The sequence below is a fragment of the Pirellulales bacterium genome, from assembly GCA_035546535.1.
Taxonomy (GTDB): domain Bacteria; phylum Planctomycetota; class Planctomycetia; order Pirellulales; family JACPPG01; genus JACPPG01.
Genome location: DASZWQ010000060.1, coordinates 1 through 16,939 on the forward strand (window position 1 = coordinate 1; position 16,939 = coordinate 16,939).

The following is a 16,939-nucleotide window of genomic DNA, read 5'->3' on the forward strand; positions in this document are numbered from 1 at the left end:
GCCGCCAAGGCCACCTTGGCCTTGAACGCCGCCCCAAACACCCGCCGCTTCCGCGTCATGCCGGCACACTCCTGATTCGGTCGTTCCCGCTCCCGGAAACCACACCTTATCAGCGCGCCCAGTTTTTGGGGTCCACCTCAGGAAGTCGTACTCAGACGCGCTAACGATTCGGACTCGGCGTAGTTAATGTCAATAATCTTTGTACCGTTTTGGGATAGGATGACATTTCCGCAGTGCAAATCGCCATGAGCAACACCTTGGGCATGGATTGCCTCTAAACCGTTGAGAAGTTCATTGCACAGCTTTAGTGCTTCCGCAAACGAAAATCTTGCACCAGCTAAGCGAACGTCGAGGCGATCACCGTCGAGCCATTCCATAACGACGCAGTCGGCCAGTGCGCCAGTGTCGGGGTCCGTGAGTTGCGTGACGTAATGGACTGTGACCACATTCGGGTGACTGATTTTGGCGAGCGATTTGGCGTGCGCGATCGCATCCCTCGCGCCAAGCATCGATGGCTTGATGAACTTGATTGCGACGTCGCGATCGAGTTTTGATTGTCTTCCTCGCCACACCACACCGTATAAACCAGACTGTTCGCGCTTCAGAACTTCAATTTCGGGCGTAGATGCTTGGTCAGCCACAAATCACCCCTGGCTCAAATGGGCACAGTTTCGTGCCCCTCTTTTGGGAATGTATTTGTTTGCAGAATTGTCCGCAACTACGAACAATACGGGACAGTCTTACGCGCGGAGAGAACTTTCGATGTTCGCGCATCACGGCGCGCAGCATTTGCTCGCAAGTGACTCGATGAATTTGAGCCAACAAGAGCGCCGAGCAGATGATAGCGATTACTGACGATCAGCCGCCCGCTACGCCTGCGGCTTGGGCGTGGCCGCTTCTTCGTCGGTCACGGTCGGCACGACCCACACCTTGAGTTCGGTTTCGATCTCGTGACCGATGTGGACGTTCACCGTGTACAGGCCCAATTCCTTGAGCGGGCCCTTGAGGCGGATCTGATCGGCGGTGACGGTGAAGTCGTTCCGCTTGAGAGCGCCCACGATGTCGCTCGCGCCGACCGAGCCGTACAGGTGGCCTTCGTCGTTCGCGTTGGCCTCGATCGTGATGCTCTGCTGAGCCAGCAGATCGGCCAGTTGCCGCAGACCGGCCAGCCGGGCGTTCTGAATCTCTTGCAGGCGGGCCCGATGCTTCTCGACCATCCGCTTGTGGTGGTCGGTGGCGATCGTCGCCAGTCCCTGCGGCAGGAGATAGTTCTTGGCATAGCCCGGCTTCACCTCGACCACGTCGCCTTGCTTGCCGAGATGGTCCACAGCCTGAATCAACAGTAGCTCGATGCCGCCGTGCTGCCCGCGCGGCAAGCGGCCGCGTGTCTTCGGCTTCTTGGGCTTCGGGGCAGACTTGGCGTTGGGTGCGGCAGGAGCGGAAGCTTTAGCGGCCATTGGTCGATCTCACTCGCGAGTAAACGCTGTCAGGAAGCCATCAGGACTAGGGGCGAAAGGGACTCATCGTAGCTGATTTCGGGTCGTCAGGCCAGCGGGACAGGGGGCGAAAATCGCTGCACAACGGCGATTTTCTACCGATCTCGACCTTCGGTCCGCGCTTCGTCGCTTGGCCGTCCGGGGAGCTCATCCGGCCGCAGAACCAGCGTTACCGGCGGGCGTGGATCTGGCCAGCCGGTCGGCCGGTTTGGTTGGCCGGAATCGCGACGATTTCCGCTTCCGAACAGATCGCCGGGAATCCCGATGAGAAGCTCGATCAAGGCGGCCATATTCTCAAGTAGCGACATCGGCCATTCCTCTCGGAACGCACAACGATCGCAGCGGCAGCCTAGAACGGAATATCGTCGTTCTGCTTCGAGCCACCGCCGCCGCGCCCTTCGGACCCGCCGTAGACGTCGGCCGGGGGCCCGTATTCCGATTCATCGTATTGCGGGCCACCCCCGCCCCCGCCGCCACTGCGACCGGCGCTAGTTCCGCCGCGGCGTCCGCCACCGCCGCCACCTTCGCCACTACCGCGGCCGCCGAGCATTTGCATCCGTTCGCCGACCACGCGCAGCTTCGATCGCTTCTGCCCGTCGGTTTCCCAGGTATCGAGCTTCAGCCGGCCTTCGATCAGCACCGGCGAGCCCTTGGTCAGATATTCGCTGGCCACCTCCGCGGTGCGGGCCCACAAGGTGACGTCGACGAACGTGGTTTCTTCGATCCACTCGCCGTTGGCATTCTTGCGGCGATCGTTCACGGCCAGGCCGATTTCGGTGACGGGCGTATTCGTGGGCGTGTAGCGCAGCTCGGGATCGCGCGTCAGGTTCCCGACCAGGATCACACGGTTGAAGCTCGCCATCGGATCAAACCTCCGTATTGCAATCGTCGCGATCGCCTCTGGTCGGCGATCCTGCCACGCGAGTCATCCCGCGCTCGCGCGGATTACTCGGCGTTGCCCAAATCGGGCACTTCCAAATCATCGGTCTTGGCGGCCGCCGCAGGAGCGGGAGCGGGGCGACGGGCCTTGGCCGCGTCGGTCGCCGCTTGCGTGTGGGCCACCAGGGCATCGATGATGCGCGGATCGACCTTCAGCATCAGCTCGCGCAGGATGGTCTCGTTGATCTGGCAATCACGCCGCAGCGACTCGAGATGCTTACTGTCGAGACGGAAATACGTGAGCCAGTAGGTTCCCTTGCGCTGACCGTTGATGGGATAAGCCAGGCGGCGTTCTTCCCACAAACGGTTCGCCAGGATCGTGCCGTCGTATTTTTCCACCATGGCGGCGATCTGACCCGAGACGCCGGCCGGATCGCGGGCGTAACGGTTCGAGTCGAAGATGAAGAGCCCTTCGTATGCGTTCTCGGCCAAGGATATTCTCCTGAAACTTAAGGCAGTTTTTCGCGTTAAGCTGGCGCGCCAGCGGCACCCGCTTTTGTGTTTCGTGGTCGGTTATCGTCAAATCGCGCCGCGCCGGCCGGTAAGAACCCGCTTCGGTTTAATTGTACTGGTTCATGCACTCCTGGATGCCGCGGCGCACCCAAGTTTCGACCCCTTCGGCACCTCGCACGATCGCCTCGTCGATCACCGACTGATCCTGCTTGCTGAAACGGGCCAGGACATAGTCCGCGGCGTTCCATCCGGGAGGGGCCTCGTCGATGCCGATCCGCAGCCGCGGCACGTCTTCGGTGCCCAGCACGCGAATCACGTCGGCCAGCCCCTTCTGTCCTCCGGCCGACCCCTGCGGACGAAATCGCAATTTGCCCAGCGGCAAATGGAGATCATCGCACACGATCAACACGTCGTCATTGTTCAGTTTATAAAAATCGCGGGCGGCCAGCACGCTCATGCCGCTGCGGTTCATGTACGTATGCGGCCACAACAGCAAGGTGCGCTCGACACTGATCGCGATGTCGGCCAGTTCCCCTTGGAATGCGGCTTTCGTCCCCTGGCTGCCGGCGCGGCGGGCCAGTTCCGCCAGCACCATGTAGCCCACGTTGTGCCGGGTACCTTCGTACTTGCGCCCCGGATTTCCCAGCCCAACGACCAATTTCATGCTCAGTACATATGCGTCGAATCGCGACAGCCGGCCGACGACGCGGCAAGTTACTCTTCGGTCGCGCTTTCCTCTTCTTCCGCCTTCCGTCCGATGATTTCCGGCTCGGCTGCTTCGCCGGCTTCGCCCTCTTCGGTCTCTTCCTTGGCCAGCGCACAATGGACGATGACCGTCTCGGGGTCGGTCAGCAGCTTGACCCCCTGCGGCAATTCGATGTTGCTGGCGTGCAGCGATTCGTCGAGTTTCAGCTCGCCGACACGCAGTTCCAGCTTCTCGGGAATGGCGATGGCCAGACACTCGATCTCGACCGTGTGGTGCGATTGCTCGAGGTGGCCCCCCTCTTTCACGCCCGGCGCTTCGCCGCGGAGGATGACCGGCACCTCGATCTGCAAACGCTCGTCCGCCGAGACGCGGGTCAGGTCGATGTGCAGGATATGCGTCCCGAACGGGTCCCATTGCAACTCGCGAATGAACGCCTTTTCCTTCACCGCGCCTTCCAGGTCGACGACGCGGGCACCATGCCGCAGCGCCGCGCTGAGCTGATCGGCGGCCACCTTCAGGCTGAGCGTCTGTTCGCCGTGCCCGTAGAGTACGGCCGGCACGCTGCCGGCGTTGCGCAGGCGGCGATTATTGCGTTTGCCGTGCGATTCACGCTTTTCAACCTTCAATGCTTCGGACATCGATCCATTCCCTCGTGGCCCATCCGTCGTGGCGACGGCCTGCAATCCGCTGTGTTTCGTGGTCGCGACCGATCCTGGCCGCCTTCGTCTGCCCGCCTGGCAGAGGCCGTACGTGAACGGGCGGCCCAACAGAGCCCTCCCGGGACGGCGCGAATCTCGCCATTTTGGCGGAAATTGGCCGGAATGCAACCCCGCCTTGCGGCTTTGATGCCGCATCGACGACGGGCCAGGTGACTGAGGGGGGATCCGTCGGACCACGACCGCTGGCGTATCCCGGTTTTGGCCAAGATCCCAGGCTCGAGCCGACATTCAGTCGTTGATGAGCTCTCCCTTTTTGGCGATCGACGCCTCGATCACCTGGATGGCGGACTCGGCCACCGACTTGATTTGGTATTCGAGCGATTCATCCGCGTTGTTCAGAGGGGGTTCGAGAGGGGATGAAGCAAAGGTTTTGAGAATCGGCAGAGTCGCCGCGGCTCGGGCGTCGAAGAACTGCAGGTAAAAGGCCGCCTCGCGTCTGGCCCGAAGATCATTTCCTTCAAGCACTTCGATCATTGTTCGCACGGTGGTCTCGGCATCGCCGTCAATCGCCCAAAGGGCCCAGGCGGCCACGGCGCGTACTTCGCCCACCGGATCGTCCAGGAGAGTTCGCAATCGCGGGACAGCGTCGGCCAGCTTCCGCTCGCCGACGCATCCAACGGCCCATTTACGGAACTGGCTATCGCGCTCGTCGAGGCCCGCGAGAAAGATTCTCTCGGCCGCCGGGTGCCGCTGGTTCGACTTGCGGACGATTTCCTGAAGTGCAATCAACACGGCGTAGCGTATGCCAGTGTCAGAATCGTTTGACTGCTCGGCAATCGCATCGATGGATGGGACCGCGTCGGCCCCCATTCGTCCCAGGGCGCCCAGGGCAGAGATTCGTTCCGTCCGCTGCACCTCGGGAACAATGTGACTAATAAGCGCCGTCCGCGACTGCTCCGTGACAGGTCGGAATCGGGCCAAGGCTTCGGCCGACTTGTGCCGCCACCCTCTAGGTGAGCGGCGATCCTTCAGGATTCGGATCAACTCAGCTTCCGCTTCGGCACGGTCGGGCAAACGTGCAAGATTCGCATAGATCACGTCGCTCCATGACCAGGTGACAATCACGCGCGATCGCGGCATTTCGGAATCGAGAAGATACTGCACCGCTGCCACGGGGTTTGATGGCGGAACAATGACATTTTGGATGTGTACCTCGACTTCGGCCCCTGCCAACGCGACGCGATGCTTCAGCAGCAGCGGAGGTTTTTCTTCGCGCTCCTGCCGCGCGTTAGGACGGTCGACGCTTTCGACGCGGATCAGGCAAGGACCCTCGGGCACTGGACCAGCGGTGAAATTTCCCTCGCCATCGACGATGGCGGCATCGTAGGTGCGATATTCGAACTCGTCGCCCGTCTCGGCTCCCACTTCGATCGTGGCGATAAGAAGATCCGCATCGCGCGGATCGAGCGCCTTAGCATCTCGCTCCATGTGGCCGACAATGCGGGTTCCCACGGGGCTGCCGATCCGCACCCTTTGGATTTCGCCGTCGGCGGCCGAGACGCTGAATTCCGCGAGCGTGACGTGCGCGCTATACGAAAGCAGCCCGTTTTGCAGTTGCTTTACAGCGTTGACGAGGAATCGGCCCGGCGGAAACCGTCCTTGTGCTCGGCGCGACTCGTCGAGGTTTATCTCGATCGTGGATCGCAAGTGCAGTTGATGATCGATCTCGCCAACGGGCGAGACGTAGAGCCGCGACCCGACAAGATCGATGTCGCGCGCCAGTTCGAAGTTCACCACCTGGCGCTCGGGCAACCGTAACATCAATTCCGTACGGTTCGCGGGAAGTTCGATGCCCCACGTTTCGCCGCCGACGGCGAACATGAGCCGGGACGCCAGCGGGTCGCCGCGCAAGCGAAAGCGCCCTTCACGGTCGCTGACCGCCAGATTGCTGAGATACAGGTCCTCGACGTAACGATCGGATCGCGAGAGCAGCAGATGCGAATCAGCCAGCGGCATTCCCTGGTGGTCGGCCAGGCGACCAGTGATCGTCTTCGTCGCCCAGCTCTCGGGCGCTTCACGCGAGAGGACGTGATTTGTGCCCCAAGGGGTCAGGAGCGGCTCGAAGGGTTTGAGGTCAACGGGGCCCGCATCAACATCACCGCGGGCCAAGGGCGCCGCCGAGGTAGCAGTGATGAGGAGGAACGCGACGATCGCTATTCGCCGTTGCATGGCCGTCTCCACGTCCGCAGGCAACCGCACGACCCTTCACGCGTCACACAAACAGCCGGCTCACCGATTCGTTACGGTGGATGCGCTTGATCGCCTCACCCAAGAGGGGCGCCACCGTCAGCACGTTGATCTTCGCGGGTCCTTTCTCGGGCGGCGGCGCCGCCAGGGGAATCGTATCGGTGATGATCAGGCTTTCGATCGGCGACGCTTGCAGCCGCTCGATCGCCCCGCCGCACAGCACGCCGTGCGTGGCCGCTACGAAGATTTTCTTGGCCCCGGCGTCGTGCAGCTTCTGGGCGGCGCCGCAAATGCTGCCGGCGGTACTGATCATGTCGTCGAACATCAGGGCCACTTTGCCGGCCACCGGCCCGCCGATGATGTTTTCCTGGCGTGTTTTTTCGGCGCTGCTGCGCCGCTTGTCGACGATGGCCAGCCGGCCTCCCAGGCGCTTGGCATGGCCCAGGGCCCGCTTGATGCTCCCTTCGTCGGGGCTGACGACGACCATGTCGTCTTCGTCGATCCCCATCTTCAAGAAGTAATCGTTCAGCACCGGCGCCGCGTACAAGTGATCGACCGGAACGTCGAAGAACCCTTGAATCTGCGCGGCGTGCAGATCCATCGTCAGCACGCGATCGGCCCCGGCCCGCGTGATCAGGTTGGCCACCAGCTTGGCCGTGATCGGCACGCGCCCCTCGTCCTTGCGGTCCTGCCGGGCATAGCCGTAATAGGGCATGACGGCCGTCACGCGCTCGGCACTGGCGCGCTTGCAACTCTCGATCATGATCAAGAGTTCCATCAGGTTGTCGTTCACCGGCGGGCAGGTGGGCTGCACCAGAAAGACGTCTCGGCCGCGGACGTCTTCGTCGATTTTGCAGGAAATCTCGCCGTCCGGGAAATTCCCCATCGAAATCGCCCCGATCGGCAGGCCCAAGTACTCGCAAATACGTCGGGCGAGCGCTGGATTCGCGCGACCGCTGAAGATCTTCAAGCCGTTCATGGTATCGCCACCTTCCCGCGCGCTCTCGCCCTGTGACTGAAAAGCAGGCGAGACGCCTGCACCACAACCCGCGGCAGAAATCCGCCCCGCTCGGCAGAACTCTGCCCACCCTCACCCTTAAAGTATACGGCCCCGACGGTTCGCCAAGTGGTTTACTGCTTCTCTTGTTACTGCTTATCCAGCCCGTCGCGAATCGACTGTTCGACGATGTGCAGTTCATCCATCGTGTTCACGCCCAGGGCCTCGATCGGCTTCAAGACCGGGAGGGCCAGCACCAGCTTGCCGTCCCGCTTCATCAGGCCCGGGCAATCCGTGATGTAATACTCCCCCTGGGCATTATCGGGACGCAGCTCTTCGAGGGCCGCCAGCAGGGCGCGGCTGTCAAAGACGTAGCAGCTCATGTTCACTTCGGTCAGCTGACGCTGCTCGGGAGTGGCGTCTTTTTCTTCGACAATGGCGAGAAATTCGCCGGCGGCGTCGCGCACGATGCGTCCCAGCCCGTGCGGATTTTGCTTGTGAATCGTGCCGATGATGCACGCCGGCCTGCGCCGCTCGTATTCGGCCAGCAGCTTGCCGAGCGATTCGGCCTGCAATAGCGGCGCATCGCCGGTGACCACGGCCACCGGACCATCATGCTGCGCCAGCAGCGCGCGGCACATCATCACGGCGTGGCCGGTGCCGTTTTGTTGTTCTTGCAAGACGAAGGTCAGGTTCGGCCGACCGCTGAGGGCCTTTTTCACATCCTCGGCGCGGTAGCCGACGACGACAGCCACCTGGTCGAAACCCACCTGCGCCAGGGAATCGAGTACGTATTCGATCATGGGCCGGCCAAGGATTTCGATCAGCACCTTGGGAAGCTCGCTTTTCATGCGAGTTCCCTTGCCGGCAGCCAGCACGACGGCAATTTTGCGGGTCATAGGCTTCCTGGAATACGATGCTGACAGGGAGGGAATACGTTGCGACCGTCCAATCTTGGCATGAAACGCGCGGGGCCGCCAGTCATCGCTCCGGTAGCCGTTGGCGCATCGCACCTGTGGCGCGACAGCTGGTTCACAAAGGGCCAGTGTCCGGTGCGTTTGACAGCCGAGCCGGCACTTCTAAAATAGGACTTTTCTAAATTGGGGGGAGTGTTTCTCGTGAGCAGGACGGTCGCCGCAAATGGCATGTCCGGCAGCAAACCCTTAGACCGCGCGATCGAAAAGGCCGACGTCCTGATCGAGGCCTTGGAGTGGATTCGCAAGTTCCGCGGTAAGGTCGTCGTCATCAAGGTCGGCGGCAGCGTGATGGAAGACCCCAACGCGCTGCGACATCTGTTGCTCGACATCGTCTTCATGTCCACGGTCGATGTGCGCCCCGTGGTGGTCCACGGTGGCGGCGCCGCAATCAGCCGCGCCATGGACGCGGCCGGTCTGGAGACACGGTTCATTCAGGGCCGCCGCTATACCGACGAAAAAGCTCGCGACATCGTCGAACAAGTGCTGGCCTACGAAACCAACGAGCACGTCGTCAAACGGATCGAAGAACTCGGCGGCCGCGCGGCGCCCTTGAATTTTCGGACCACGAACGTCCTGTTTGGAGAAAAGTTGACCCTCGACGGGCCAGCGGGCGAAGAGATCGATCTGGGCTTTGTCGGGCACGTGACGCGCGTCGATCACGCCACGATCGCCAACCTCTGTTATGCGGGCACCGTGCCTGTGATTCCGTCAATGTGCCTGGACGCCGACGGCGAAAAACTGAATGTGAACGCCGATACCGCGGCCACGGCCGTCGCTCAGGCCTTGGGGGCGGAGAAGCTCGTCTTTCTGAGCGACGTCAACGGCGTCCGCCGCGACAAGAATGATCCCAAGAGTCTGATTGTCTCGCTCACGGCCGAAGAGGCGCAAAAGCTGATCGACTCCGGAGCGATCGAATCAGGCATGATCCCCAAGGTGCAGGCCTGCCTGGAAACGCTCGACCGTGGCGTCCGCAAGATTCACATAATCGATGGCCGCCTGCGTCACTCCCTATTGATGGAAGTTTACACCAGCCGCGGCGTGGGCACGGAAATCGTCAAGTCGCGATAGCCGCTTCGGCCCTCGCGCCAAGCCAGCCATTCGCCGGTCGAAAAAAATCGCGAACCAGTGACGTCGCTTTTGGTGTCTGTTCATTTTTGCCCGCAAAATCATTCATTTCGAAACGCCCGCCCTCTGTCGACTTAGAGGAGACGAAACGTGGCCACAGCCAGCGCGACTTCGGCCGAGATCATCGAGCTGTTCAAACGCTACGTGGTGCCCAACTACACCCGCTACCCGATCTGCCTGGTGCGCGGCGAAGGGAGTTACGTGTGGGACGCCGAGGGGACGCGTTACCTCGATTTCTTTCCCGGCTGGGGCTGCAACTTGCTGGGGCATTGCCCCGAGCCTGTCGTCAAGGCCGTGCAGGAACAAGTCGCCACGCTGATCCACGTGCCCAACACCTGGTACACCGAAGCGCAGGGTCAATGGGCCAAGGCCCTTTCGGAACGCAGCTTTGGCGGGCAGGCCTTCTTCTGTAATTCCGGCGCCGAGGCGAACGAGGCCGCCATCAAGCTGGCACGGCTGCACACGCCGCGCGAGCGATACAAGATCATCACGTTCGAAGGGAGCTTCCACGGCCGCACGTTGGGCGCCACGGCCGCCACGGCGCAGCCGAAGTATCACGAAGGACTCGGTCCGCTGATGGCCGGCTTCAACTACGTTCCTTTCGGCGATCTGGATGCCGTGGCCCGCAAGATCGATGGCGAAACGGCCGCCATCATGGTCGAGCCGGTGCAAGGCGAAGGAGGGATCAACCTGCCGCCGGCCGGATTCTTGCAAGGCCTTCGCAAACTGTGCGACGAGCATGGCCTGCTCTTGATCTTCGACGAAGTGCAGGCGGGCTTCGGACGCACCGGCAAGTGGTTCGCTTATCAGAACTTTGGGGTCACGCCCGACATCATGACCTTGGCCAAAGCCTTGTGCGGCGGGATCGCGGGCGCGGCGCTATTGACCACGCCCGAGATCGCCCCCAGCCTTCGGCCGGGCATGCACGCCGCGACGTTTGGCGGCAACCCGATCGCGGCGCGGGCCGGCATCGCGGCCATCGAAATGATCGAGCAGGAGAATCTGCTCGAGCACGGCCTGGCGATCAGCAAGATCTTTCGCGAGCGGCTCGAGGCGTTGCGCGGCGCATGCGACATCGTGCGCGACGTGCGCGTGCTGGGCATGATGATCGGCGTGGAACTATCGATCGATGGCACGGCTGTCGTCAAAGCCTGCCTGGAAAAAAATCTGTTGATCAATTGCACCCATGGCACGGTGATCCGGCTGCTGCCGGCCCTGAACCTTTCGGCCGAGCAGGCGCAGCAAGGCTGCGAAATCCTGGCCGAGGCGATCAAGGCCCAAGCCCGATAACGATCGACGAGCAGCAAGGGGAAGTGCGGCACAGATGAGACATTTGCTTACGCTGGCGGATCTGAAAAGTGGCGAGATCGAGCGGATCTTCGCCATCACCGAAGACCTGAAGACCAAGTATCAGAACGGTCTGCGCGAGGCACTATTGCCGGGGCGCGTCATGGCGCTCTTGTTCGAGAAGCCCTCGCTGCGCACGCGCGTCAGCTTCGAGGCGGGCATCATCAACCTGGGCGGACACAGTCTGTTCCTGGGGGACGACGTCGGCTGGGGCTCGCGCGAATCGATTTCTGATTTCGGCCGCGTCCTCTCGGAATATGCCGATGTGGTCGTGGTTCGCACCAAAAGCCATGACAAGCTGGTCGAATTGGCCAAGTTCTGCAAATGTTCGGTGATCAACGGTCTCACGGATCTCGACCATCCCTGCCAGGCGTTGGCCGATTTGTACACACTGCGAGAACTTGTGGGCTCGTTGGCCGGAGAAACGCTGGCCTTCATTGGCGACTGCAACAACGTGGCCCGCAGCCTGGCGATGGGGTGCGGCAAGACGGGCATGCGGTTCGCCATTGCGGCGCCGAAGGAATACCAGTTCGACGCGGCATTTCTCAAGTCGCTCAAGCACGAGGTTCCGGACCTCGACTTGCTCATCACCACCGACCCGCATGAGGCGGTCAAAGACGCCGCCGCGGTGTACACCGACGTGTGGACCAGCATGGGGCAGGAAGCAGAGTCGGCCGTCCGCCGGAAAGCTTTCGCCAGCTACCAGGTGAACGCGGCCTTGATGAAGCGCGCCCCGAGCGACGCGTACTTCATGCACTGCCTGCCCGCGCATCGCGGCGAAGAAGTCACCGACGAAGTGATCGACGGCCCGGCAAGCATCGTGGTGGCGCAAGCGGCCAATCGGCTGCACGCGCAAAAGGGCATCCTGGCCTGGCTACTAGGTGCACAAGGCCAGCCGCGCGAGTAGCGACGTGGTTCGAGGAATACTAAAGCGCATCGCCTTGCATTTCAGTTCGTTGAGCTGACCATCGAATTTCCTCGAAAGCAAGCCCCTTTGCCAAACTAACGGGGAAAGCCGAAATGATGAGCCCGCGCCCAGTTCATCCTTGGCAACCGCCGAGGAGCGAATATGCAGTGCTGTGGCATGGATGCACCGAAACAGATAAGGACAACATCGAAGCAAACGGCATTCAACTGCAGTCCTGCCGCGGCTGGACCGACTTCGGACAAGGCTTCTACACGATGACGCGAAAGTCTCAGGCAATAAAGTGGGCCTGGATCGTCTACTATCGTTGGCGGAGCAAAAACAACCCCCAGCAACAGAATCGGCCCGTCATCCTCAGGTTCCGCCTTCGCCGCTATTCGACTGCGAAGCCACGCTCCCCTTTCGATCGTGGATTGGATGGTTTGCGTTCATTGCATTTCGTGCGCGGCGACTTCGATAACGAAGACTATTGGAGTTTCGTGCAGCATTGCCGACAAAGTCCCCGAGGCGGACCGCCACGAAACCATCTTTGTCCGCACGACTGGTACGAAATGGTCGCAGGACCAGTCGCAGCACGATGGGACGATCGTGCAGTTCTTCCTGATGCAGATCAGTTCAGCTTCCATCCGGGAGGGATAGACTTGCTAAACGCTCGCATTAAGCACGGTATGGGTGCTGGCAAAACGCGCGGGAATCAGGCATCCTATAGTTGGGAGCCCTTGGTGTAACGGGTGGAGGATGCACATGTTACCGCACGCCGGGATCGTAGCGTTCTGGCAGTCCGTCGAAAAGGCACTGGTCGAGAGACATAAACTCGACAACGATCGCGCACGTGCGGCGATTCACGATTTCGTTGTTGCGCTCGAAGGCCACGACGCAGAGGAGATGATCTACCACGAAGACCCCGACGAAGTCGCCGACATCGTCGCGGGAGGCTACGTCGCTGGATTTCGCGATCCGAAGGGAAGTTCGCCGGCGGCGTAAGCAAAAGCTGCTCCTGCCGATTTGCGGCCTCCTCGCGATTCGCAGCAGTGAATTGTTGTTGTAATGCGACTTATTGCGTCCGGCGTTTCAAATGGGCTTTGATGAATCTGCCGAAGGCCCCGGAAAACTCGCAACTTTGCGGAATCGGTGACGGCCCATTGTTCATCCCGGACTCAATAACTCAACCGTGTATTTTCTTCAACACGTTTCAGGGTCGGTATAACATGCCCAACGATCATGCCGTTTCGCGCCGCAGTTTTCTGGCCGCTACTGGTACCGCCACCGCCGCCGTGGCCTGGACCGCGCAGAGCTACGCCAAGGTGATCGGCGCGAACGATCGCATTCGCATCGGATTCATCGGCGCGGGCGGCATGGGCGGAGCCCACCTCGGCGCGATCAATCATCTGAAAGGGCCCGACAATGTCGAGGCCGTGGCCGTGGCCGATTGCTGGCTATCGCGTGCCCAGAAGGGTGCCTCGACGGTCGGCGCGCCGCAGTCGATGCAGGACTATCGCAAGCTGCTGGATATCAAGGAAATCGATTACGTCACGATCGCCACGCCCGAGCATTGGCACAGCCGGATGACGGTCGACGCCTTGGACGCCGGCAAGGCCGTGTACTGCGAAAAGCCGATGACGCACTCGATTCCCGAGGCGCAGGAGGTGCTCAAGAAGCAAAAAGCCACGGGCCTGGCCGTACAAGTCGGCGTGCAGGCCATGGCCGACGACAGCTACTCCTCGGCCGCCAAGGCCATTGAGGAAGGCGTACTCGGTCAGGTCGTGCAGGCCCAGATCGAGTACGTGCGCCGCTACGACAAGCAAGGTCCGTGGCGCGATCCCGATATCAACGATGGCACGCCGCAGCCGAATGATCTGGATTGGAACGCCTGGCTCGGCAAAGCGCCCAAGTGTTCTTGGAACCCGCATCATTATTTCGAGTGGCGCTGCTACTCGGCCTACTCCGGCGGTATCTGCACCGACCTGTTCATCCACCGCATCACGCGAATCATGAAGGCGTGCAACCTCACCTATCCGCGCCGCGTGGTCGGCATGGGCGGAATCTGGCAATGGCCCGACGGCCGCGACCTGCCCGACAATTTCGAAATGATCTGCGAATACCCGCGCGGCATGACCGTGTACGTGCTGGGAACGATGAGCAACCGGGTGCCGGTCGATCATTTGATCCGCGGCTATCGCGCGACGATGTTCTTTACGCCCACCGGTTGGGTCGTGAAGGACAAGGACGGCAAGGTCCTGGCGACCCACACCAAGACGGGCGGCGAAGACATCGTGCCGCACCACTCGAACCTGCACCGCCATTTGCGCACCGGCGAGCCTTTGAACTGCCCTGTCGAGCTGGGCATGGCCGGCGTCGTGGCCGTGAACATGGCCAACGAATCGTGGCGCACGAGCCGGGTGATGGGCTGGGATACCGTGAACGAAAAGATGGTGCCGGCCGACACGCTCCCACTGAGCCACTCGCCTGATCCAGGCGCCACGGCGGGCTGAAAAAGCCATGCGGCGGCGCGCGGGTTGCGCTTTCGCCTAATGCGGAGTCATTTGGTTGCAGACGGCGAAATAGATCACGCCGGCCAAGATGATCGCGCCGCCGAGCGCGGCCCCTATCGCGATCACGAACCAGGTCGAACCCATCCATTTTTCGAACGCACCGCCGCCGCGGCGCTTCTTCGGCACCGCCAGCGGCGTGCCTTGATCGAGCGGCGCCAGCTCTCCGGCCGGCCCTTTCAGCGTGGCGCCGGCCAATAGATCGTCGAGCGTGTCCCCCGCGCTCGTCGAAGGGGGCGCACCGAGCACCTCATCCAGAATCGACGATGGTCGCCCGGCGACGGCGGTCGCCGCGGCCGGTTGTGCAGGCCGCGCGCCCGGCGCGCTTGCCGGCTTCTTGGCCGTGGCCGCGATCGGCTGCTGCGGCGCCGGCGTACGGGTGCCGTGATGCGAAGGAGCTTTGCTCGGCGCCGCCGGCTTGCTCCCCGGAGACGACGTCTTTTGCGGTGCGTGCTCGCCGGGCTTTGCGGCGCCGGGGAGCGGCGCGAGCTTGGGACTCGAGCCGGGCTTGGCCGTAGCGGGCTGACTCGGGGGCTGCGCGGCCTTTACCGGCGCCGTGGCGTCAGCAGGCTTGTCCGTACCGGTGGCCGCGGCAGGCGCCGGCGACTTCGTGGGGGCTTTCTTGGTGTCGTCCTCGAGCGGAGCGAGTGTCAGTTCGTCCTCGTCGATGACTGTCGGTGCCGGCGGCGTTTGCCCGACGGCCCGCCGTGCTAGATCTCCCAACCGCGCCCACGAACCGCTCGACGTCGGCCCCTTCGGCGGAGTATCGGTCGCCGCTAGCCCGCCGTGACCGCCGTGACCTGCCAGCCAGCGCGTGAGTGCTTCGACCACTTCGTCGGCCCGCTGATAGCGCTGCTCGCGCCGCTTGGAGGTCATCTTGTAAAAGATGTTGACCAGATCCTCGGGCACGTCGGGGCGCTGTTTGCGGATACTCTCGGGCTGCTGCGTCTGGTGCATCAAGAGCCGCTGCGTACACGTCCCTTCGGGGAAGGGAGGATGCCCGGTGAGCGCGAAGTACAGCGTGCAGCCCAGGCTGTAGATATCCGCGCGGCCGTCGACGGTGTGGCTGTCGATGGCCTGCTCGGGCGCCAAATAGTCGACCGTGCCCAACACCTTCTCGTCGTGCGCGATGGTGAGCGAGGCCTGGTCGTCGTTCGAGATCTGGGCCAGCCCCATGTCGAGAATCTTGGCGATTCCTTTGACTTCGATGAGAATGTTGGCCGGCTTGATATCGCGGTGAATCAATCCCACCTGATGCGCATGTGCCAGGCCGGACGCAGCCTGCCGGATATACTCGGCGGCAAGTGTAGGCGACAGCGGTCCATCGGCCGCGACGAGCACCTGCAGGTCACGCCCTTCGACGTATTCCATCACCAGATAGTGGGTGCCCTCGTGTTGATCGACGTCGTAGGCGCGAACGATGTTAGGATCGTCAAGCGCGGCGGCGGCGCGCGCTTCGCGATGGAAGCGTGCCAGATACGACGTGTCGTTGACTTTGGCGGCGGGCAGCACCTTGATCGCGCGGCGCACGCGCATCACGACATGCTCGGCGAGATACACGCTGCTCATCCCACCGGTACCCAGGTGGCCCAACAGCTTGTAGTTGCCGAGGAAGAAACCCTTATGGCGGCCTTCGAGCAGCTTGTCGCTTTGCCACTTGGTGAGTAATCCGCGGTCGACCAGGAAGGCGCAGAGCGCGTGCGCATCAGCGGCCGATCGATCCGCCGCTTGCCGTTCGAACTCTGCCAGCGCGGCCTCGAGCTGACTTTGCTCGATCAATCCGCTACGGCGCACCAGGTCAACAAACGTATCGGTACTCATGCTCCAGTCAGTCGTTAACCCTAACTGGACTCAACCGTCGACAGCCCCGCGCCGTCGATCGATCGAACCACGCAATATCCGGGAATGGCCGCACATTGATCGTCGGCCGTGCGCAGTGGTCAGCACATTGCCGGAATGTTAGCGAATCGCGCCAAATCAAAACAGTCTTTGGACGCCAAAAAACAGCCGAAATCAATCATTCGAGATGAGAAGCCGCCTCCCTATCATCTTAAGCAATCATCGTGCCAGTACCAAGAAAAAACCCGGCCACATGACGTTACAGAGGGAGCATTCTGAACGCCACTTCAGGCGCGGGCAAAGACGCACGCCGCCCTGTTTCGCGCGCTAAGCACTGCCCCCTTCGCCTCCCTCGGCACAGTCATTTGAACAGCCAGAGTGAAACATCTCGCGAGCCGCGCGGCCCCACCGACTCAGCGACCAAACGTCCGTCGGTGCGAGCCTACTCTCCCCTCGAATTGGCGGATCAGGCATAATCGCGACGGTCCCAAGAGCCAGCGGTCGGATGACCGCGCTCGGGCCGCCGGCAGCGACCAAAAATTTGTTGCCGTAACTGTTTGAGGCGATCGTTAGCGCTATTATCATCGTGGGAAGGAGTAGGGCGACGGTGCGAATGGGCGACATCGTGAAAACTCCCCACATTTCCTTTCGGCAGTTCTGCCTGTGGCAAGCGTAACGAA

General features: G+C 61.9%; 15 protein-coding genes. 5 read left to right on the forward strand and 10 right to left on the reverse strand.

Translation table 11 applies throughout. From position 1 onward, the window contains the following. Window positions 1-137: 137 nt before the first annotated feature. From VHD36_07740 to VHD36_07780, 9 genes are all read right to left on the reverse strand, one after another. Window positions 138-641 carry a lipopolysaccharide core heptose(II) kinase RfaY gene (locus VHD36_07740; GenBank protein ID HVU87196.1) on the reverse strand — a complete coding sequence of 168 codons (504 nt, stop codon included), beginning with the start codon at window positions 639-641 and terminating at the stop codon, window positions 138-140. Window positions 642-869: 228 nt separating this feature from the next. Then, on the reverse strand, window positions 870-1,457 hold the full coding sequence (rplI, locus tag VHD36_07745; GenBank protein ID HVU87197.1) for a 50S ribosomal protein L9: 588 nt from the start codon (window positions 1,455-1,457) through the stop codon (window positions 870-872). Between the two features lie 388 nt (window positions 1,458-1,845). Then, window positions 1,846-2,358 (reverse strand): single-stranded DNA-binding protein, encoded by a 513-nt coding sequence (gene ssb, locus VHD36_07750; GenBank protein ID HVU87198.1) that lies wholly within the window; start codon window positions 2,356-2,358, stop codon window positions 1,846-1,848. 83 nt (window positions 2,359-2,441) lie between these two features. Next, entirely contained in the window at window positions 2,442-2,867 is a 426-nt protein-coding gene (gene rpsF / locus VHD36_07755) for a 30S ribosomal protein S6 (protein HVU87199.1), read from the reverse strand. A gap of 127 nt (window positions 2,868-2,994) precedes the next feature. After that, a complete protein-coding gene (gene pth / locus VHD36_07760; GenBank protein HVU87200.1) occupies window positions 2,995-3,552 on the reverse strand; it encodes an aminoacyl-tRNA hydrolase in 558 nt (185 codons plus the stop codon). A gap of 50 nt (window positions 3,553-3,602) precedes the next feature. Next, on the reverse strand, window positions 3,603-4,232 hold the full coding sequence (locus tag VHD36_07765) for a 50S ribosomal protein L25 (GenBank protein ID HVU87201.1): 630 nt from the start codon (window positions 4,230-4,232) through the stop codon (window positions 3,603-3,605). A 309-nt stretch (window positions 4,233-4,541) separates the two neighbouring features. Continuing rightward, window positions 4,542-6,482, reverse strand: coding sequence for a HEAT repeat domain-containing protein (locus VHD36_07770; GenBank protein ID HVU87202.1), 1,941 nt, complete (start codon window positions 6,480-6,482; stop codon window positions 4,542-4,544). A gap of 43 nt (window positions 6,483-6,525) precedes the next feature. Then, on the reverse strand, window positions 6,526-7,479 hold the full coding sequence (locus VHD36_07775) for a ribose-phosphate pyrophosphokinase (protein ID HVU87203.1): 954 nt from the start codon (window positions 7,477-7,479) through the stop codon (window positions 6,526-6,528). Between the two features lie 167 nt (window positions 7,480-7,646). Next, window positions 7,647-8,396 carry an NTP transferase domain-containing protein gene (locus VHD36_07780; protein HVU87204.1) on the reverse strand — a complete coding sequence of 250 codons (750 nt, stop codon included), beginning with the start codon at window positions 8,394-8,396 and terminating at the stop codon, window positions 7,647-7,649. A 246-nt stretch (window positions 8,397-8,642) separates the two neighbouring features. Between VHD36_07780 and argB the strand changes: the two genes are divergently transcribed. The 5 genes from argB (at window position 8,643) to VHD36_07805 (ending at window position 14,363) form a co-directional block, all read left to right on the forward strand. After that, window positions 8,643-9,542, forward strand: coding sequence for an acetylglutamate kinase (gene argB / locus VHD36_07785; GenBank protein ID HVU87205.1), 900 nt, complete (start codon window positions 8,643-8,645; stop codon window positions 9,540-9,542). Between the two features lie 147 nt (window positions 9,543-9,689). After that, window positions 9,690-10,889 (forward strand): aspartate aminotransferase family protein, encoded by a 1,200-nt coding sequence (locus VHD36_07790; protein ID HVU87206.1) that lies wholly within the window; start codon window positions 9,690-9,692, stop codon window positions 10,887-10,889. A gap of 34 nt (window positions 10,890-10,923) precedes the next feature. Continuing rightward, on the forward strand, window positions 10,924-11,853 hold the full coding sequence (gene argF / locus VHD36_07795; protein ID HVU87207.1) for an ornithine carbamoyltransferase: 930 nt from the start codon (window positions 10,924-10,926) through the stop codon (window positions 11,851-11,853). 762 nt (window positions 11,854-12,615) lie between these two features. Continuing rightward, entirely contained in the window at window positions 12,616-12,855 is a 240-nt protein-coding gene (locus tag VHD36_07800; GenBank protein ID HVU87208.1) for a hypothetical protein, read from the forward strand. Between the two features lie 224 nt (window positions 12,856-13,079). Beyond that, window positions 13,080-14,363, forward strand: a complete 1,284-nt coding sequence (locus VHD36_07805) for a Gfo/Idh/MocA family oxidoreductase (GenBank protein HVU87209.1) — start codon at window positions 13,080-13,082, stop codon at window positions 14,361-14,363. 36 nt (window positions 14,364-14,399) lie between these two features. Here VHD36_07805 and VHD36_07810 read toward each other — a convergent pair whose 3' ends face one another. Continuing rightward, window positions 14,400-16,241, reverse strand: coding sequence for a protein kinase (locus VHD36_07810; protein ID HVU87210.1), 1,842 nt, complete (start codon window positions 16,239-16,241; stop codon window positions 14,400-14,402). Window positions 16,242-16,939 lie beyond the last annotated feature (698 nt).